Here is an 18845-nt window from a genome sequence, read left to right on the forward strand (position 1 = left end):
CCACAAGGAGTGGCAGCGGCCTGGGGGATCAGGGGCGTGGGCGGCGGACCAGGGCTCGCGCGACCAATTCGAGTGTCACCGCGACCGCGCACGCCTCCGACAGCATCAACCCGATCAGCACGAGCACCTGCACCGCACCGGCCTGCGCGGCGGACCCACTGGTGAGCAGCACACCGATGAACGCGCCGGGCAGGGTGACCAACCCGACCGTTCGGGCCTGGTCGACACCCGGGATGAGCGCATCGGTCGCCGCGCCCGTGAGCACCATCTTGCGGGCCGGTCGGTCGGTGAATCCCAGGCTGAGGGCCGCCTCCACCTCACCCCAGCGCTGGCCGATGGCATCGAGCCCGCGCCGGGCCGCCAGCGAGGTGGAGGTCATGGTGCCGCCCAACAGGATGCCGCCGATCGACACCAGCGTGACGCCGTGGATCGGCACCGCGCCGCTGAGCAGGGTCACCGGCATCACCGCCGCGATCCCCGTCGCGACGGCCAACCCGAGCCAGATCCCGGAGCGGCCCGCCCGCGCCCGCCGGACGGCGGTGAACACCGCCGCGCCGAACATGACCAGCAGCACGAGCGCGGCCGACCACAGGTGCCGAAGCGCGGCCGCGAGGATCAGCGCGATCAGACCCAGTTGCAGCACCGCACGGAACGCGGCCTTCGGCACCACGAACGGCGAACCGATTCCGGTGAACTGGTACACCAGTGCCGCCGCGACCACCATGGCCACGCACAACACGATCAGCGCGACGCTCGGTTCCACCGTCATCAGCGAACTCCTTGCCAGCTTTCGGCGCGCTTCGGCTAGGGGCGGGTCGTGCCGCGTGCGTGCAGGCGGGTGAACAGGGTGACGCTCAGTGTCAGCCAGAGCAGACCGACGATCCAGCCCGCCAGCACATCGGTGATCCAGTGCACCCCGAGATACACCCGCGACAGCCCGACCGTGATCGGGAAGACCACTGCCACACCGATGGCGGTGCGGCGCACCCAGACTCGGCGCAGGCGCGGGACGAGCGCGATCGCCACCACCCCGACCACCGCCGCCGACCCGAGCGAATGTCCCGACGGATACGACAGACTCAGCTCGGTGACCAGCCGTGAGTCCATCGGCGGACGATGCCGGTCGACGATCCGTTTGATGCCCCACACCAACGCGCCCGCGCCGAGCGAGGTGACCCCGACCAGCGCGGCCACCGGCAGATCGCGCCGGGCGAGCAACCAGATCACCGTGACGAGCGCCAGAATCGTCATCGCCACGGTACCGCCGAGGTCGGTGATCACCCGCGCCACGGTGGTCAGCGGTTCGCTGCGATGCGCGATCATCCAGTCGAGCACCCGCACATCCCACGGTGTGCCGTCCATATTGCCGACGACCACCCAGGTGAGCAGTCCGAAGAGGGCGAGGGCGGTGGCGATGAGCGCGGCCGCGAGCGGTATCCGGTGGCCGAGCCCGGACCAGGCGACCCGGGGGGAGTGGTAGTCGATGGGCATGACTACCAGATTGCCAGCCGGACGCTCAGGCCTCGAAGACCACCGCGTTCCCGGCCACGTCGCGGGTGCCCGCCACCTTCTTGATCGCTTTCACGAGGTCGGCAACGCACTCCCAGGTGCGCGGCGGGTCGGCTTCGATATTGCCGATGGTGTACCAGGCGTCGGTTCCCCGGTAGCGGACCAGGCCTTTACCGGTGTCGTCGAGCATGACGTCGAGTTCGCCCGACACCGTCCCTTCCTCTTCGGTCATGACGGCGCATTCGGCGGTGATCTCGATGGGCTCGCTTATTTGAACTCTCCTCGGCGGGAGCAGTCGTCGACTGCGGTGCGCAACGCGGTGTGCTCGGCGGTATCAACGGTCAGTGCGTACTTTATCTTGACCTTCACGTAGTGCTCGATATAGGCACACCGGAAGTTGCCGGGCGGCAGGTAGTTCGCGGGGTCCTGGTCGCCCTTGGACCGGTTGGCCGACGGGTCGGCGGCGACCAGGTTCAACGCGTCGTTGGCGATGCGGCGGCGGGTGTCCTCGTCGCGATCGGCGGCGCCGGAACGCCAGGCCTCGGCGAGGGCGACGATGTGTTCGGCGTCGACCTTGGACGGGTCGGTGATGAACTTGTAGGGCCCGAGCTGCCCGGTCTTCTTGTCGATGAAGCCGTAGCGGTCCTGCCAGCCCGCACCCGAGGGCACGGTCAGTTCGCAGGTTTTCGGGTCGAGGGTGACCTTGCCGGTGGCGTCGCGCAGCATCATCACGTCGCGGCTGGTGCACTTGGTGTACGTGGCGAGCTCACCGATGAAGCCGTGTTCGGGCTTGTTCGTGTCCCAGTGCGGGAACTTCTCCCGGGTGTAGCCCGTCATCGGTCCCTCCTTCGCGACGACGAGGGTGGCGACGAGATCCCCGATCTCCTTGCCCGACACTGTCGCCGCGCCCGCCGAACCGGGGCCGGGCGCGGTCGGATTCACCTTGTCCAGCAGCGAATTCGCGACCGTCACCACCAGCGCGACAACCATCGCGGCGGCCAGTGCGAGCACCGCGCGCCCGACCGGTGTGCCGCTGATCGAGGACCACTTCATGCCCGTACCACCTGTGCCTTCGTCGAACTGCGAACCGGCACAACCTACGGTGCGGATACCGGTACGTCGGTCATTGTCGCCTATGACATTCGGCACAGGCCAGGGCAAACGAATTGCGGCTCAATAGCGTTCGCCTATCACATACCCGCTCAGTCGGGCAGCGAACCGGATTCGGTGGGAATTCCGGTGTCCAGGAAGCGGATCAGGCGGGCGATGCGGGCGGCGTGGTCGACGCAGCGCTGGAACTGGCTGCCGAGCAGAGCCAGATCGATGGCGGCGGCGGTGTCGACACCGGCTTCGGCTGCGGTGAGTATGGAGTTCAGCTGTTTGAACAGGTCCTCCATGGCGGCCGCGTCCGAACCGTCGTCCTCGACGAATCGGCCGGTGGCGACCGAATCACTCACCCGGGCAACACATTCAGCCGCCAGGCCGCCCATCGCCACCAGCGCCTGGATCACCGGGGCCGGTGCGACGGTGTCGGGGTGGGCGCGGTACACGTATTGACCCGCGGCTTCGGTACGCCGTCCGATGCGCGAGAGTTCACCGGCCACCTGGATGGCGGTGACGACATGACGCAGGTCGCGGGCGACGGGCGCCTGCAGGGCGAGCAGGGCCATGGTGCGTGACTCGCAGGCGGCGAACATCTGCTGTAGTCGCTCGTCGAGCGCGAAAACCTCGTAGGTGGCGGCCAAGTCGGCGCTCGCCAGCGCTTCGGTGATCCGTTCGGTCGCGTCGTGGGCGAGCCGCGACATGAGGGTGAGCTCGTTGGACAGCGCCAAGAGCTCGAGGGTGAACTGGGTCCGCACGCGCTGAATTGTTCCCCATCGCAGCGCGACTGTGAATCCATCGGCGCATGTTCGCGGCCGCGCATCCGGCCCGCGGTGGCGCACACCTGGAACGATGGAGGTCATGATCGCCACATTGACGACCAGATGGACCCTCTTCGTACCGATTCTCGCCGCTCTCGTACTCGCTGCCACCTGGGGGCGCGACATACCGGGCGTAGTGGTGGCGGTGGTGAGCGCCGTGCTGGTCGGGGCGGTGCTCTCGGCGGTCTATCACGCCGAGGTGGTGGCTCATCGGGTCGGTGAACCGTACGGCGCGCTGATCCTGGCGGTTGCGGTCACGGTGATCGAGGTGGCCCTGATCGTCACGATGATGATCTCCGGTGGCGACAAGGCGGCCTCGCTGGCGCGCGACACCGTCTTCGCGGCGGTGATGATCACCTGCAACGGCATCTTCGGTCTCGTGCTGCTGGTCGGTGCCCTGCGGCGCCGGATCGCGGTGTTCAACCCGGAGGGCACGGGTGCCGCGCTGGCCACGGTCGCGACCCTGGCCACCCTGAGTCTGGTGCTGCCGACGTTCACCACCAGCAAGCCCGGTCCGGAGTTCTCGCCCGCGCAGCTCGCGTTCGCCGCGGTCGCCTCGTTGGCGCTCTACGGGTTGTTCGTGATGGTGCAGACCGTGCGGCACCCTGACGACTTTCTCCCGGTGGAGGCCAGCGGCGCCATCGATGAGGACGAAGAGGTGCACGGCGACGAACCGACGAATCGGGCCGCCCTGATCAGCCTCGGCCTGCTCGTGCTCGCCCTGATGTGCGTGGTCGGCCTGGCGAAGGTGGTTTCGCCCGCGTTGGAGGCGGGCATCGCGTCGGCCGGGTTGCCGCAGGCCGCGGTCGGTGTGGTGATCGCGATGCTCGTGCTGCTGCCCGAGACGTTGGCTGCGGTCAACTCCGCGCGCCGCAACCAGGTGCAGATCGGGCTGAACCTGGCGCTTGGTTCGGCGATGGCCAGCATCGGGCTCACGATCCCGGTGATCGCGATCGCCACGATCTGGCTCAGCGGACCGCTGGTTCTCGGCCTCGGTGCGACGCAGATGGTGTTGCTCGCGCTGACCGTCGTGGTCGGCACGCTGACCGTTGTGCCAGGTCGGGCCACCTTGTTGCAGGGCGGTGTGCACCTGGCGTTGTTCGCGGCCTTCGTGTTCCTCGCCGCGAGCCCGTAGCTGGGGTGTTGCGGATCACATGGGATGTGACGCTGTCATCGAAACGGCGGAAAAGCGACGAGGGTCACCCACCCGAAATTTTGTTGTGACGCAGAGTACCGGTTAGCTTGCTGGAGTTGGCACCGACGCCGAAGCCAGAGAGTGCGGTATGAATTTCACCCTGCCCCGCGCTTCGCGAGCGGGCCGGAGGCATCGCTGATGTCGACCGATCTGCATTCCGCGAAGACGGATTCCGCTACCCAGATCGTCCGCGAGAACTTCACCGCCACGGTGGTGTCGTCGCTGCGGACCTTCGGACGCGCGGTCGACCTGGCGCAGGAGTCGGTCACCGGCACCGTCGCCGACGTGGCCCGCCGCAAGTTCCAATGGCGCGAGACGCTCGTGCAGGCCTGGCGCCTCATCACCGTCACCGCCATTCCGGCCGTACTCATGGCGATCCCGTTCGGCGTGATCGTCTCGGTGCAGGTGGGCAACCTCATCCACAGCCTCGGCGCCGACTCCATGCTCGGCGCCACCGGCGGCCTCGGTGTCATCAAGCAGGGTGCCCCCATCGCGACCGGCTTCCTGTTGGGCGGCGCGGGCGCGGCGGCCATCGCGGCCGACCTGGGCGCGAGGACCATCCGCGAGGAGATCGACGCGCTCAACACGATGGGCATCAGCCCGGTGCACCGGCTGGTGATCCCGCGCATGATGGCGATGCTGATCGTCGCCCCGATGCTCAACGTGCTCATCATCTTCGTCGGCGTGCTCGCGGGTTACGCGGTGGCGGTCGGTGGGCAGGGTGTGACACCCGGCAGCTACTGGTCGACCTTCGGTTCGTTCGCGACCGCTGGCGATGTGTGGGTGTCGCTGCTCAAGGCCCTGATCTTCGGCTTCCTCGTGGTCGTCATCTCGTGCCAGCGTGGGCTGGAGGCCAAGGGCGGGCCGCGCGGCGTGGCCGACGCGGTGAACGCGGCGGTGGTGCTCTCGGTGGTCTCCATCGCGATCGTGAACCTGCTGGCCACCCAGATCAGCGCCATGTTCCTGCCGACGAAGTTGGCGTGATGGCTGCCTCCTCCTATCTCCCCACTTCGCTGCACTGGCTGCGCACACCCGCGCGCCTGGGCAAACGGATCGTCGGCGCGGGCGAGGCGCTCGGCTTCGTCGCCGTGTTCGTCTGGCAGGTGCTGTCCTCGGTGCCGCTCACGCTGCGCCGCTACCGCGACGAGACACTGCGCGCGGTCACCGACATGACCTGGGGTCGTGGCTCGATCATCGTCGGCGGCGGCACCGTGCCGATGATGATCGTGCTCGGCCTGGTGATGGGCGCCTCGGTGGGCGTCGAGTCCTTCGCGTCGCTGGACATGCTCGGCATGGGCCCGGTCACCGGCGTCATCTCCGCCTACGCCACCACCCGTGAGCTGGCCCCGATCGCGGCCGCCATCGGCTTCGCCGCGCAGGCCGGTTGCCGGATCACCGCCGAGATCGGCTCGATGCGCATCTCCGAGGAGATCGACGCCATCGAGGCGCTCGGCCTGCGCTCGGTGCCGTTCGTGGTGACCACCCGCGTGATCGCGGGCGCCATCGCCATCGTGCCGACCTTCCTGATCGCGCTGATCCTGTCCTACGGCGCCTGCCGCGGTCTGCTCACCATGGTCTACGGACAGTCAGCGGGCGTGTACGACCACTACTTCTTCCAGTTCATCTCCGGCTTCGACATGATCGCGGCGGTCATCAAGGTCGCCGTGTTCGGCACGGTCGTGATCCTGGTGCACAGCTACTTCGGGTTCTTCGCCACCGGCGGCCCCGAGGGCGTCGGCATCGCCTCGGGTCGCGCGGTGCGGGCCAGCTCGGTGGCCATCGTCGCCATCGACATGGTGCTGTCGATCATGCTGTGGGGCTTCAACTCGGCGATCAGTTTTACGGGGTGAGCTAGTGCCGAACTACGGAATGCCCGGCGTCGCGGCGAGTCGGCGCACCTCGCGCCTGACCGGTGCGGTCATCCTCGCGGTGATCGCGGTTGTCGCGCTCGGTTACGTCACGTACACGAACGTGCGCTCGGAGGACGGGCTGCGGATCGCGCTGCGCACCGAACATCTCGGTGACGGCATCGAATCGGGCAGTCAGGTCCGCATCGACGGCGTCACCGTCGGCGAGGTCGCCGAGGTGACCCCCGGCGAGCGCGGCACCCAGCGGATCGCGCTGCTGCTCGACGAGAACCGGCTGCACGGCATCGACGACAGCCTCGCCATCGACTACGCGCCGACCAACCTGTTCGGCATCGCCGAGATCGAGCTGCGGCGCGGCCCCGGCGGCGCCCCGCTGCGCGCCGGTTCGGTGCTCGACCTGACCGGCCCGAACAACGGCCGGGTGTACGACGCGACGATGAGCGCGATCCTGCGCAGCCTGTCGCAGGTCGGCATGACGGTGACGAGCCCGCAGATGGCGACGGTGATCTCCCAGCTCGCCGCCGACTTCAAGGCCTTCACCCCGCTCGTCCAGGCCCTCATCACGGTGGCCAAGACGATCGCCGACAACCAGGACGTCGCGCCCTCGGAACTGTTCGGCAAGCTCGGTCCCGCCTTCGACGGCGGCGGCCAGTTCGCGGGCGCGACCATGCAGGTGATCGACCAGCTCAGCGAGATCAAGGTGACCCAGACCGACAAGGATCGCTACGACATCGGTGTCGGCGTGATCGGCGGCAGCCTGCTGCCCGCCCTGACCACCACCCTGAGCACCGCGGGCGGTCATTTCGCCGAGTCGACCGACATGCTCGCGCCGATGCTGCTCGCGCTGGCGCAGATGTCGCCGAACTCGCGCAACACCGGCGCCGAACTCAGCGCGCTGCTGCGGAACCTGCGCGGCGCCATGCCCGACGGCCCCGACGGGCCGGTGCTCAACCTCGATGTCGAGCTCAGCGGTGTGCCCGCCATCGCGGTCCCGCTGTTCGGAAAGGGCGGTGCGTGATGAAGATTCGCGGTGTCGCACTGCGCCTCGGCGTGTTCGCGCTGGTGATGGTCGCCGTGCTCGGTCTGGTGTTCACGCTCATCAAACGTCCCGTCTCCGGTGACACCAACGCCCACGACGTGCTGTTCACCGACGCCAACGGCCTCAAGGTCGGCAACGACGTGCGTATGTTCGGTGTGCAGGTGGGCAAGGTCGAGAAGATCGGCCTCGAGGGCGACAAGGCCAAGGTGCGCCTGACGGTCAAGACCGATACGCCGATCTACGACAACTCCAAGTTGGCCATCCGCTACCAGAACCTCACCGGCCAGCGCTACGTCGACCTGCAGCAGGCGCCCAACCCGGGTACCCGCATCGCCGCCGGTGCCCGCATCGGCGCGCACATGACCGTGCCGTCCTTCGACGTGACCAGCCTGTTCAGCGGGTTGAAGCCGGTGCTGGCGACGTTGTCGCCCGAGGCGATCAACCAGTTCACCACGAGCATGCTCGCCGTGATCGAGGGCGACGGCAGCGGCCTCGGCCCCGCGCTCACCGCCATCGATGAACTCGCCTCCTACGCCGAGAACCGGCAGCAGGTGGTCAGCACCCTCATCCGCAACCTGTCCGATCTGGCCGACCGCCACGGTGGCCGGGTGGGTCACCTGTTGCCGCTGCTGGCCCGCCTCACCGACATCTTCGAGGCGATGCAGCGCAATATCGGCGGTGTCGCCGACTTCGCGATGAGCGCGCCGTCGGTGCTCGCGCCGGTCGACCGGCTGCTCGCCTCGCTCGGTCTGGTCGAGGGCGGCGGCGCCGACGTCGACGCGATGATCCGCGCCCTGTTCCCGAATCCGCAGGAGGCCGTGGAGGTCTTCGGTCGCCTGCCCGGTCTGCTGGCCACGGTCGACTCCTCGCTCTCGCGCGGCTTCACCGACTTCACACCGCACTGCAGCAACGGCGCCGCCGAGGTGCCCGCGCCGCTGCAGGTGCTGATCGCCGGACAGAAGGTCACCGTATGCAACCGCTGAAATTCTTCTCCGGCGATCGGCCGATCCTCGACGAAGCGGGCAAACGCGCCCGTGAGCTGCGGATGGGCATCATCGGCCTGACCGCGGTCGTGCTGTTCGTGATCGCCGCGGGCGTGGTGTACGTGGTGCCGCTGGGCAAGCACACCTACACCGCCGAGCTCACCGAGGCGCAGTCGGTGCGTGAGGGCGACGACGTGCGCCTGGCCGGAATCTCGGTCGGCAGCGTCACCTCGCTGGAGCTGAAGCCCGACAAGGTCGTCATGCGGTTCACCGTGAACAACGACGTGTTCGTCGGCGACCAGACCTCCCTGGATGTCCGGATGCTCACCGTCGTCGGCGGCCACTACGTCGCGCTGTACCCCGCGGGTTCGGAGCCGCTGGGCGATGAGGCGATTCCCGCCGACCGAATCCGCCTGCCCTACAGCCTGATCGAGACCTTCCAGGACGCCACCGCGCCGCTGGCAGCCGTCGACGGCGCGACGGTTCGCGAGAACCTCGCCGCGGCCAACACCGCGTTGCAGAACTCGCCCGAGGCGCTGCGCACCACCTTGGACACGGTCGGCAAGTACGTCGACATGCTCGACCGGCAGCGCTCGCAGGTGTCGAAGTCCATCGCGATCCTCGACGAGTACATCTCCATGTACGACGGCGCCAAGTCCGATCTCGGCAGGCTGATGAACAACGTCAATCTGCTCGAGGACGTGCTGCTGAGCAAGCAGGCCGAGGCGGCCGAGGCGGTCCGGCTGCTCGTGTCGGTGGTCAACCGCCTCGCCACCCTGGCCCCCGGCTGGGAGTCGACGCTGAAACCGCAGGCACAGGCCCTGGCCGAGGCGTTGCCCCGCTTGCAGGAGCTCACCGGGCGGTTCGAGCCGGTGATCGGGACGGTGCACGAATTGCAGACCAAGTTGTCGCAGCTGGTGACACCCGAGGCCGGTGTGGTCGTCGACCAGTCGGACGCGCGGGTGTGTGTGCCGCTGCCGGGGAAGGCGTGCTGATGCTGAAAAAGCTCCTCGGGTCCCAGGCGTTCATGTCGATCGCCGGTGTGGCCGTGCTCGTCGCGCTGGTGACCGGCGGTTACTTCATCGCCTTCGATCCGCTGAAGAAGACCCAATCCTATTGCGCCCTCATGCCCGACGCGGTCGGCCTGTACCCGGGCAACCACATCACGATGCGCGGTATCTCCGTCGGTGAGGTGACCTCGGTCCGCAACGAGGGTCCGAAGGTGCGCGTCGATTTCGAGGTCGACGCCCGCTACCCGGTCTACGCCGATGCCTCGGCGACCACCGTCGCGTATTCGGTTGCCGCCGACCGCAATCTGGCCGTGCTTTCCAGCGGCAAGGACACCCGCGAGTTCGAGGGTGGCTGCATCACCAAAACCCTGACTCCCAAGAGCATCACCGAAACCCTCACCGCCCTGGCGAGCCTGTCCGAGCAGCTCTCGGGCACCACTTCGGGCCAGCCGACCGCCCTCGTCGACGGCCTCGGCGCCTTGGACCGCGCGACCAAGGGCACCGGCCCGACCGTCAACGAGCTCATCACCAAGCTCGGCTCGGCGATGAACAAGCCGGATGCCGACATCGGCCATCTCGCAGGTCTTTTCGACGCGTTCGCCTCGGTGTCCAATCGCGTCGCCGCGAACTGGGGCGACCTGCAGTCCATGCTCACCCGGCTCGCACCGCTGCTGAACATGGCCTCCGACGACCTGCTCGGCCCGGCCACCTCGCTGTTCGACGGCCTAGGTGAACTGCTGCCGATGCTCAACGACCTCACCACCATCCTCGGTGATCCGCTCATCGGCACCCTCGACGGCGCCGTCCCGCTGGTGAAGATGTTGCGCGCCAACGTCGGATCGCTGCGCGAGGTGGTCCTGAAGCTGCCCGCGCTGACTTCGGCGTTCCAGAGCGCGGCGGGCGGCACCGCCATCACCTACGCCCCGCCGAAGGTGGCCCTGCCCGCGGGCGAGGCCGACCAGGTGTGCGCCGCCCTCAACGCGGTGCTGCCGGGGCAATGCCCCGATCCCGCACAGGGATTGACCGATGTGAACCTCGTGCAAGTCGTGCTCGGAATGGCAGGTGCCCGATGAACAGGACACGGAAGAGTATGCGGCGCACCATGATCGCGCTGGTCGTCGCCGCCGGGCTCGCGGTCGGCGGCTGCGGATTCGACCCCGCCGACGTGCCCGTCCCCGGATCGTCGGTCAGCGGTGACACCTATCGCGTGCACATCGAGTTCGCCAGCGCGCTGAACCTGCCGTCGAAGTCGAAGGTGATCGCCAACGGCGCCGAGATCGGTACCGTCACCGACGTGCGGGTGGTCCAGCCCGCCGACGCGCCCGCCGGTCGCGGCGGGTACGTCATCGTCGAGGCCGACATCCTCGAATCGGTCTCGCTGCCCGGTTCAACCATCGCCGAACTGCGCCAGGACACCATCCTCGGCGACATCCACGTCGCCCTGACCACGCCGAAGGACGGCTTCGGTCAGCTGCTGCGCGACGGCGGGACCATCCCCATCGAACGCACCAAACCGCCGGTGCAGCTGGAAGACACGATGGCGACCATGGCGCTGTTCGTGCAGGGCGGCGCGATCGGTCAGCTCCAGGACATGATCGCCCGGGTGAACTCGGTGATGCCGCAGGATCCCCGCGAGACCGCGCGCATCTCGGCGGTGATGGGCGCCGACGCCGCCGACCTGGCCGCCAACCTCGACCAGGTGGACCTGCTGGTCAACGGCCTCGCCGCCAACGCCGAGATCATGCACAACATCGAAGGCGAACTCACCGATATCCTCACCCCCGAGGCGGTGCGCGCGCTGTCGGGCACCCAGGACTCCATCGCCGAGACGATGGTCATCTTCAACGCCCTCGGCCCGCTCGCACACTCGATGACCTGGCTCGCACCGCTGGCGAATTCGGGAGACGCGGCCGCGACCGCCTTCCTGCCGCTGCTGATCGGCGCCTCGCCCGACCTGCGGAACCCGACCAATATGGCCCTGCTCACCGACCTGTTGCGCGACAAGATCATTCCCTTCGCCGAGCGCGGCCCGAAGGTGAACGTCACCGGAGTGCAGGTCTCCGAACAGGAGCAGCTGGACCAGATCGTGACCGCCCTGCGGATGATCGGAATGGTGCGATGAAGATCGGAGCACTCGCCTCGCTCAGCGGCATCGCCGCCATCACCGTGCTCGGCGCGACCTATCTGACCTTCGGCGTGGTGCGGGTCGACCCGCTGGCCGACTACACCGAGGCCTCGCTCGAGGTCGCCGACTCGGGCGGGCTCAGCGTCGGATCACCGATCCTGTTGACCGGCATCGAGATCGGCGAGGTCACCGCCGTCGACACCGACCCGCGCGGTGGGGTGCGCGTCGGCTTCCGCGTGGGCGCCGACCACAAGGTGCCGATGAGCAGCATCGTCACCATCGAACACCTGTCGTCGCTCGGCGAGCCGTTCGTGCAGTTCGTGCCGCCGACCGCCGACGGCCCGTACCTGACCGACGGACAGCGGCTGGCGGGGGAGAACGTGCGAACCCCGATGTCGATTCCCGAGGTGGCGCGGCTGGTCACCAAGACCGTCGAACAGCTCGACCCGACCGTGGTCGACTCCCTGGTCGGCACCCTCGGTACCGCCATGGTCGGCACCGAGAACGTGATCCCCGAACTGGCCCGCGCCGGTGACCTGCTCGCCGCCGCCATCATGAGCCGCGCGCCCGCCATCGCCGAACTGCAGAACAACTTCGAATACGTCTCCGGTGACATCGCCTGGGCCGGTCCGGCGACCTCGGCCGCCGCGCCCGCGTTCGTCCGCCTGAGCCAGGTGATCGACCAGTTCGTCGAATCCGTCGGCCGCGCCACCGAGGGCGACCCGGAGATGTATCTGCGCGACGGTGGCCTGGTCCCGGTCCTGAACGAGTTGGTGGCGAAGCTGAACGAGATCGGTCCCGAGCTGTCGGCCCTGTTGCCCGCGCTGCGCCCGCTCACCGAGGCGGTCACCGCCACCGGTCCACAACTGGATCTGAGCGCGCTGGTCGCCCAGGCGCTGCACAACACCGACGCCGATTCCGTGAAGGTCAGGGTCGCGATCAAGTAAATATTCGGCAACCGCTGTGTATAGGTATCGGCCCTGCACAGCGATAGTGGCCCGAACGCGGTCGGCCTGCGAGCAACTCTGCGGTAGCCTCCCTGAACGAGGGAGTCCAAGTCCGCGGCGAAGGCGGTGCGATGGCAGGCAGCAGCGAGGGCCCCGACGAGGAGCCCGCCAGCAGTACCCGGACGATCGCGATCGCGGCAGTGCTCGCCGCACTGCTCGCCCTGGTGGTCGCGGTGGGTCTGGTGTTGCGCGCGAATCAGGGTGACGACGACAACTCCGACGTCGACCCGATGGGGTCGAACGGTCTGTCGGTCGACGGTCAGCAGGTCAGCGACACAGACCTCGACCCGCCCTGGCCTGCCCGGCGCGTGGGCGGCAACTGCTCGGCGGGCGGCATCGTCGCCCACTGGCAGGTCGACGACGACGGCACCTGGCGCTGCACAGCAGGCGCACCGGACACCCCCGCACCGCCGCAGCCCGCTCCTCCTCCGCCGCCGGAACCGCTGCCGGTGGACCTCCCGCCACCCCCGCCCGAGGAACCCTACGTACCGCCGCCCCCGGCCGCCGCACCGCCGCCGCCGGTCTACGAACCGCACTACGAACCCCCGGCCTTCGAGCCGCCGCCACCCCCCGAACCGGCCCCCGAGCCCATCCCCGTCCCGGAACCGGCTCCGCCGCCCCCACCCCCACCACCGGCGATCCAGCTCCCGTTCCCGCTTCCCCCGATCCTGCTTCCCCCGGCCGCGGCAACCGTGGCCTGACCGTCGCGAGCGGCCGTTGTCGACGGCCACCGCGTCGCGGTTCCCGCTGTTACTCATCCCCGCGCCCACAGCCCGCGTCGACGGACCGTCACTGGCGTCGGCCGCCACGCCGGTCTTTCCGATCCGTCCGCCTGCCCCGGCGACGTTGCCAGGGTGCGGCGGCGGGTCTGACCGGCACAGCCCGCGCCTTCCCCGACACTGGTCAGTTATGGACCAGTTGGTGCTGATTCTGGTGATCCTGCTCGCCGCCGTGCTCGCCGAGGCACTCGGCGATCGCTTCGGGCTCGCCCCCTCGATCCTGATGACGGTGTTCGGTTGCCTGCTCGCCCTGATCCCGGCGGTGCCGAGCCTGAACATCCCGCCCGACCTGATCCTCCCGCTGGTCCTGCCACCCCTGCTCTACGCCGCCGCCCGGCGCACGTCCTGGCGTCAGTTCGCCGAGCAGTGGCAAGTGATCGCGCTGCGCGCGGTCGGCCTCGTCATCGTCACCGCCGCCGCGGTCGCGGTCGTCTTCCACGCCTGGAATCCGGCGGTGGCGGTGGCGGCGGGTGTGGTGCTCGGCGCGTTGGTCGCCCCGCCCGACCCGGTCGCGGCGATGTCGATGGCGGGCAGGCTCGGCTTGCCCCGGCGGCTGATCGTCGCGCTCGGCGGTGAGGGCCTGTTCAACGATGTCACCGCGATCGTCATCTACACCGTCGGGATCCAGGCGGTCGTCACCGGCGTGTTCTCCCCATGGCACGCCCTGGTCGATTTCGCGATCGCCGCGGTCGCCGGTGCGGCGGTCGGTCTGCTGCTCGGCTGGCTCGGCAGCAAACTGACGCGCTATCTGACGGATGCCACCTGCCAGGTCGCGCTGAGCCTGCTGCTGCCGTTCGCCGCGTACGGCATCGCCGAACATTTCGAGGGTTCGGCGGTGCTCGCGGTGCTGGTGTGCGCGCTGTACCTCACCGACGCGGTGACCGAGATCGGCGACCGCGACTACCGGCTCATCGCGGACTCGTGCTGGGACGTCGTCGAAATGCTCATCACCGGTTTCGCGTTCGCGCTGATCGGACTGGAGCTGCGGGTGGTCATCGAGACCTCCGGTCACAACTGGCGCACGTTGGCGGGCGTGAGCGTCGCGGTGATCGCCGTGGTCGTGCTGTTGCGGCTGGTCTGGTTGATGGGTATGTGGACGGTGACGCACCGGTGGCGTGACGTCGACGAGGCGTTCACCTGGCAGGAGGTGATCGTCACCTGGTGGGCGGGGATGCGCGGAGTCGCGACGGTCGCGCTGGCGCTCGCGGTGCCGTTCACCATCGATTCCGGCGCCGAATTCCCGGCCCGCTCGGAGATTCTGTTCGTCGCGTTCTCGGTGGTTCTGTTCACCCTGCTCGTGCAGGGCCCGACCCTGCCACTGGTCGTCCGCCTGACCGGTGTGCACGCCGACACCCGTCAGGAACGGGTGCTCGAGCGGCAGCTCTGGGAGCGCGTGGTCGGCGCCGAACTCGCCGAACTGAAGAAGATCGCCGCCCGCGACGACCTGCCCGACGACGTCTACGAGGACCTCAAAGCCAGGCTGCGTCGTCTCTCCGCCAAAGCCGATCCGGAGGCCGCCGACGCCGACGCCAAGGCGGCCATGGACAAAGAACGCAGATCGGTCGCGCAATTCGGCGCGGTCCGCGCGGCCGTGATCGAGGCGGGCCGCCGCGAAGCCCAGGCCGCCCGCCGCGACCCGGGAATGCCCGCCGACGTGGTCGACCGCGTCACCCGCCGCCTCGACCTCGGCCCCACCCGCTGAATCCTCAGGCGTCCTGTTCGCAGTGCTGATTCACGAAAGCCCTGACGTACCCGGCTGATTGGCGCACATACATCCAGCTCCAGAACCCGAGCCCCGTCTGCGTAGGGCTGGCGACCATCGTGATCTCACCCTCGAAACACCGCCCGACGATGTAGCGCGCCCGCGATACGTGCGGCGTGAAGGTGACCACGATGATGTGGCGCCACCCGTAGATCGTCGCGCGCCGGACTATTTCGCGCGCCTCGCCGTCGGTCGTCCAGGGGTCGGGCACGAAACACGCCACCCGGAAGGCGAATCGGCCACCGCAGTACTTGTCCATCACCGGGTCGTCGGCTCCCGTGGACTGCGAGATCAGCACCTCGGGCGCGTACCCCCGCTCGGCCAGTTCGATCCCCACGTCGAACCGCTCGTAGGGCGTCCCGCCGAGGACGACGATCACGTCGGCCGGTCGCAGCGGATCGAGTTGCGGGTACACGAACACCGGTAGTCCGGCGACGGCGGCCGCGAGCACGGTGACGAGTGCGCCGACGAGCAACCATCCCGCACGTCGAAAGATCGACACCGCATCGACGATAGGCGAAATCAGCGTCTTCTCCCACCGCCCGTGAGCAGGCACACTGGTGCCCATGACCGACACCGCCGTTAGCCCCGAACACCTCGACGTCGTCATCGTCGGCGCCGGATTGTCCGGCATCGGGGCCGCCTACCGGTTGCAGACCGAGCATCCGCACCGAAGCTATGCCGTTCTCGAGGCCCGCGCCGATCTCGGCGGTACCTGGGATCTGTTCCGCTACCCCGGAATTCGGTCCGATTCGGACATGTTCACCCTGGGTTACCCGTTCAAACCCTGGCGTGCCGCGCGTTCCATCGCCGACGGCGCCGCCATCCTCGACTACATCCGCGAGACGGCCCTGGAGAACGGCATCGACCGCCACATCCGGTTCGGTGCGCGGGTGATCGGCGCCGACTGGTCCTCGGCGCGGGCCCGCTGGCAGCTCACCATCGCCCACGAGGGCTCCGACGGACCCGAGCTCAGCACGCTGACGTGTTCTTTCCTCTACGCGTGCGCTGGTTACTACGACTACCAGCAGCCGCACGATCCCGAATTCCCCGGCCGCGCGGACTTCGCGGGCACGATCGTGCACCCGCAGTTCTGGCCCGCCGATCTCGACGTGCGCGACAAGCGGGTGGTGGTGATCGGCAGCGGTGCCACCGCCGTGACCCTCGTCCCCAACCTCGCCACCGATGCCGCGCACGTCACCATGTTGCAGCGCAGTCCCACCTGGATCGGCTCGATCCCCGGCCGCGACAAACAGGCCGACAAGATCCGCGGTCTGCTGCCCGCCGATCTGGCCCACCGCGTGATCCGCGCCAAGAACATCCTGTTCAACATCGGTTTCTATCAGTACTGCCGTCGCCGTCCCGCTGCCGCGCGCAAACTCCTCACCGGCCTCGCCACCCGGATCCTGAAGGACGAGAGCCTGGTCGCCCGGCATTTCACCCCCGACTACGACCCGTGGGACCAGCGCCTGTGCGTGGCCCCCGACGCCGACTTCTTCAAAGCCTTGAAGAAGGGCAGAGCCTCGGTGGTCACCGACCACATCGACGGTTTCGTCCCCGAGGGCGTCCGCCTCGCCTCGGGCCACACGCTGCCCGCCGACATCATCGTCACCGCCACCGGCCTGCGGTTGCTCGCCTTCGGCGGTCTCGCCCCCTCGGTCGACGGCAAGCAGGTCGACCTGGCCGACCAGTTCGTCTGGCAGGGCGCCATGCTCACCGGGCTGCCGAATTTCGCGATCTGCGTCGGCTACACCAACGCCTCGTGGACACTGCGCGCCGACCTCACCTCCCGCCTGGTCTGCAAGGTGCTGACCCATCTCGACCGCACCGGCGCCCCGGCCGTGGTTCCCGAACCGGCTCGCGGCCTGAAGCAGCGCCCGCTGCTCGACCTGAACGCCGGTTACATCCTGCGCTCCATCGCCGCGTTCCCGAGGCAGGGCGACCGGCACCCGTGGCGGGTCAGGCAGAACTACCTGCTCGACGCCCTGCTCACCCTGCGCACCGACCTCGGCAAGACCCTCCGCCCCGTGCACCGGGTCTGCGAATTCACCCACAACGGGTGAGGTGAACCGCGGCTCGGCTTCCTAGCGTTGGCCTATGCCGAGGTGGCATGTCCGTTGATCGACGGGAAGGCCGAGCGATGACCAACACGAACCAACACGAACTGCGCGACGGGATCGCGGCGGGCACTTCCATCGCCGCCGGAATCCTGTTGGCGGTGGTCGGTGTGCTGCAGATCTTCCAGGGAATCTCCGCGGTGGCCAACGACGACCTGATCGTCGTCGGGCCCGAGTACGCCTACCAGTTCGACCTCACCAGCTGGGGCTGGTGGCACATCGTCCTCGGCGCGATCGTGGTGATCATCGCGATCGGCCTGATGGCGGGCCAGACGTGGGGCCGGGTGGCGGCCATGGTGATCGCGGCGCTGTCCATCGTCGCGAACTTCCTGTGGCTGCCCTACTACCCGTGGTGGTCGATCATCATCATCGTGCTGGACGTGGTCGTGATCTGGGCGATCGCGACCTGGCACCCGCGCACCGTCTGAGGCCCGCGCGATGCCGCCCGGTTGTCGGCCGGGCGGCATCGTCGTGTCAGCCCGCGACCTCACCGGCGGAGGAGCCGCCGAGCATCCCGATCAGATGATGCGACAGCTTCTCGGCGAGCACCGCGAGCTCGGCCTTCTGTGTTTCGTCGAGCCCGTCGAGTACCAACGCGCGCACTGCGACGAGGTAGTCCGGGGTCGCCTCGACCACTTTGTCGAGCCCGCTCGGCGTGAGCACGGCATCGACCCCTCGACCCGACGGAGCGGCCACCCGCCGGACCAACCCCACCCGCTCGAGCTTGGACACCACGTGCGAGACGCGGGAGATAGAACCGTGCCCGCGCGCGGCGAGCATGCTCAATCGCATCCGATGCCCGGGCGAATCCCGCAGCAGCGCCAGCACGCGGTACTCGAAATGCGTCAGCCCGAACTCTCGTTGCAGCCGGGAGTCCAGCACGCTGGGGACCCGCATCGCGAGAGTGACAACAGCGCTCCATGCACGACGTTCGACCGAGTCGAGATCGTCGGTCACCACGGCCCCTTTCCCGCGCGATATTTGCTCAGCGATTGCTGATTGTCGGAGAACTGTATATCGGGCGGTGGGGCGTGTCCACGCAGGAGCGGCATGTCGCCCGGTCGAACGGGTGTGGACGTGGTGTTTCGTTCGAGTGGTCGACAAGTTGCGGGCTGATCGCCTCTGCGTCGACGCGCCCGGGCGACCAGGCGATTTGACTTCGTCGTCGGGGCTGCGTAACTTAGTTCGAGTCAGAGCGACACGGACACCGACCCGGCCACGAGATGGCGGGGACACGAGGTAGGACGATGAGCGCCTGACGGCCAAGTAGCCAGGACCCCGGACTTGCTTCGGGTGGTTCTTCGCGCTAGGTTGGAACAGTTGCCTTACTGAAGCCCTCACGAAACGTTGTGGGTGGATGTTTGTGCGTGTGTTCTTTGAGAACTCAATAGTGTGTCGATGAATGTCAGTGCCAATATTTTTATTGGTTCCGCTTCTCATACCCCCCGGTTGAGGAGTGGACATTTTGAACAACAGCGAATTTTTTTGCTGGTGTTCGGCATTGCTAGGTTTTCGGACTCTAGTCTTTA

The 18845-nt window shown here is 68.2% G+C and carries 20 protein-coding genes; 13 read left to right on the forward strand and 7 right to left on the reverse strand.

The genetic code is table 11. The annotated features are described in order from the left end of the window. Window positions 1-28 precede the first annotated feature (28 nt). The 5 genes from NC7_RS27800 to NC7_RS27820 form a co-directional block, all read right to left on the reverse strand. Entirely contained in the window at window positions 29-769 is a 741-nt protein-coding gene (locus NC7_RS27800; protein WP_067988801.1) for an ABC transporter permease, read from the reverse strand. 35 nt (window positions 770-804) lie between these two features. Next, window positions 805-1491 carry a phosphatase PAP2 family protein gene (locus tag NC7_RS27805; protein WP_084458842.1) on the reverse strand — a complete coding sequence of 229 codons (687 nt, stop codon included), beginning with the start codon at window positions 1489-1491 and terminating at the stop codon, window positions 805-807. A gap of 25 nt (window positions 1492-1516) precedes the next feature. Next, window positions 1517-1741, reverse strand: a complete 225-nt coding sequence (locus NC7_RS27810; protein ID WP_084458843.1) for a hypothetical protein — start codon at window positions 1739-1741, stop codon at window positions 1517-1519. 35 nt (window positions 1742-1776) lie between these two features. Then, window positions 1777-2562 (reverse strand): HNH endonuclease family protein, encoded by a 786-nt coding sequence (locus tag NC7_RS27815; protein WP_067988806.1) that lies wholly within the window; start codon window positions 2560-2562, stop codon window positions 1777-1779. 149 nt (window positions 2563-2711) lie between these two features. Next, window positions 2712-3368 (reverse strand): phosphate signaling complex PhoU family protein, encoded by a 657-nt coding sequence (locus NC7_RS27820; protein ID WP_067988808.1) that lies wholly within the window; start codon window positions 3366-3368, stop codon window positions 2712-2714. Window positions 3369-3471: 103 nt separating this feature from the next. On the opposite strand from NC7_RS27820, the gene NC7_RS27825 reads away from it, so the two are divergent. The 11 genes from NC7_RS27825 (at window position 3472) to NC7_RS27875 (ending at window position 15139) form a co-directional block, all read left to right on the forward strand. Next, complete coding sequence (locus NC7_RS27825) at window positions 3472-4566, forward strand: calcium:cation antiporter (RefSeq protein ID WP_157102199.1); 1095 nt, start codon at window positions 3472-3474, stop codon at window positions 4564-4566. Between the two features lie 198 nt (window positions 4567-4764). Beyond that, window positions 4765-5610: an MlaE family ABC transporter permease gene (locus NC7_RS27830; protein ID WP_067988812.1), complete on the forward strand. Its 846-nt coding sequence runs from the start codon at window positions 4765-4767 to the stop codon at window positions 5608-5610. After that, window positions 5610-6476, forward strand: a complete 867-nt coding sequence (locus NC7_RS27835) for an MlaE family ABC transporter permease (protein WP_067988814.1) — start codon at window positions 5610-5612, stop codon at window positions 6474-6476. Before NC7_RS27830 ends, NC7_RS27835 begins: the two co-directional genes overlap by 1 nt. A 4-nt stretch (window positions 6477-6480) precedes the next feature. Then, window positions 6481-7512, forward strand: a complete 1032-nt coding sequence (locus tag NC7_RS27840) for an MlaD family protein (protein WP_236573767.1) — start codon at window positions 6481-6483, stop codon at window positions 7510-7512. Further along, on the forward strand, window positions 7512-8516 hold the full coding sequence (locus NC7_RS27845) for an MlaD family protein (RefSeq protein ID WP_067988818.1): 1005 nt from the start codon (window positions 7512-7514) through the stop codon (window positions 8514-8516). The genes NC7_RS27840 and NC7_RS27845 overlap by 1 nt, the downstream gene beginning before the upstream one ends. Further along, window positions 8504-9511, forward strand: coding sequence for an MlaD family protein (locus NC7_RS27850; RefSeq protein WP_067988820.1), 1008 nt, complete (start codon window positions 8504-8506; stop codon window positions 9509-9511). Before NC7_RS27845 ends, NC7_RS27850 begins: the two co-directional genes overlap by 13 nt. Continuing rightward, window positions 9511-10599: an MlaD family protein gene (locus tag NC7_RS27855; RefSeq protein ID WP_067988847.1), complete on the forward strand. Its 1089-nt coding sequence runs from the start codon at window positions 9511-9513 to the stop codon at window positions 10597-10599. The genes NC7_RS27850 and NC7_RS27855 overlap by 1 nt, the downstream gene beginning before the upstream one ends. Beyond that, window positions 10596-11648 carry an MlaD family protein gene (locus NC7_RS27860; protein WP_067988822.1) on the forward strand — a complete coding sequence of 351 codons (1053 nt, stop codon included), beginning with the start codon at window positions 10596-10598 and terminating at the stop codon, window positions 11646-11648. Before NC7_RS27855 ends, NC7_RS27860 begins: the two co-directional genes overlap by 4 nt. Continuing rightward, window positions 11645-12598, forward strand: a complete 954-nt coding sequence (locus NC7_RS27865; protein WP_067988824.1) for an MlaD family protein — start codon at window positions 11645-11647, stop codon at window positions 12596-12598. Before NC7_RS27860 ends, NC7_RS27865 begins: the two co-directional genes overlap by 4 nt. Window positions 12599-12729: 131 nt before the next feature. Then, on the forward strand, window positions 12730-13359 hold the full coding sequence (locus tag NC7_RS29410; RefSeq protein WP_067988826.1) for a hypothetical protein: 630 nt from the start codon (window positions 12730-12732) through the stop codon (window positions 13357-13359). A gap of 208 nt (window positions 13360-13567) precedes the next feature. Next, the gene (locus NC7_RS27875; protein WP_067988828.1) at window positions 13568-15139 is read left to right on the forward strand and encodes a Na+/H+ antiporter; all 1572 of its coding nucleotides are present in this window, start codon (window positions 13568-13570) and stop codon (window positions 15137-15139) included. A 4-nt stretch (window positions 15140-15143) separates the two neighbouring features. Here the strand turns inward: NC7_RS27875 and NC7_RS27880 are convergent, their stop codons facing one another. Beyond that, the gene (locus NC7_RS27880) at window positions 15144-15701 is read right to left on the reverse strand and encodes a YdcF family protein (RefSeq protein WP_307614015.1); all 558 of its coding nucleotides are present in this window, start codon (window positions 15699-15701) and stop codon (window positions 15144-15146) included. A 64-nt stretch (window positions 15702-15765) separates the two neighbouring features. Here NC7_RS27880 and NC7_RS27885 point away from each other — a divergent pair, with 64 nt between their 5' ends. Further along, window positions 15766-17262 carry a flavin-containing monooxygenase gene (locus NC7_RS27885; RefSeq protein ID WP_067988833.1) on the forward strand — a complete coding sequence of 499 codons (1497 nt, stop codon included), beginning with the start codon at window positions 15766-15768 and terminating at the stop codon, window positions 17260-17262. A gap of 77 nt (window positions 17263-17339) precedes the next feature. Next, on the forward strand, window positions 17340-17744 hold the full coding sequence (locus NC7_RS27890; protein ID WP_067988835.1) for a DUF7144 family membrane protein: 405 nt from the start codon (window positions 17340-17342) through the stop codon (window positions 17742-17744). A 46-nt stretch (window positions 17745-17790) separates the two neighbouring features. On the opposite strand, the gene NC7_RS27895 is transcribed toward NC7_RS27890, so the two are convergent. Further along, entirely contained in the window at window positions 17791-18273 is a 483-nt protein-coding gene (locus NC7_RS27895) for a MarR family winged helix-turn-helix transcriptional regulator (RefSeq protein WP_067988849.1), read from the reverse strand. Window positions 18274-18845 lie beyond the last annotated feature (572 nt).

The sequence above is a fragment of the Nocardia caishijiensis NBRC 108228 genome (genome assembly GCF_001612825.1).
Lineage (GTDB): Bacteria > Actinomycetota > Actinomycetes > Mycobacteriales > Mycobacteriaceae > Nocardia > Nocardia caishijiensis.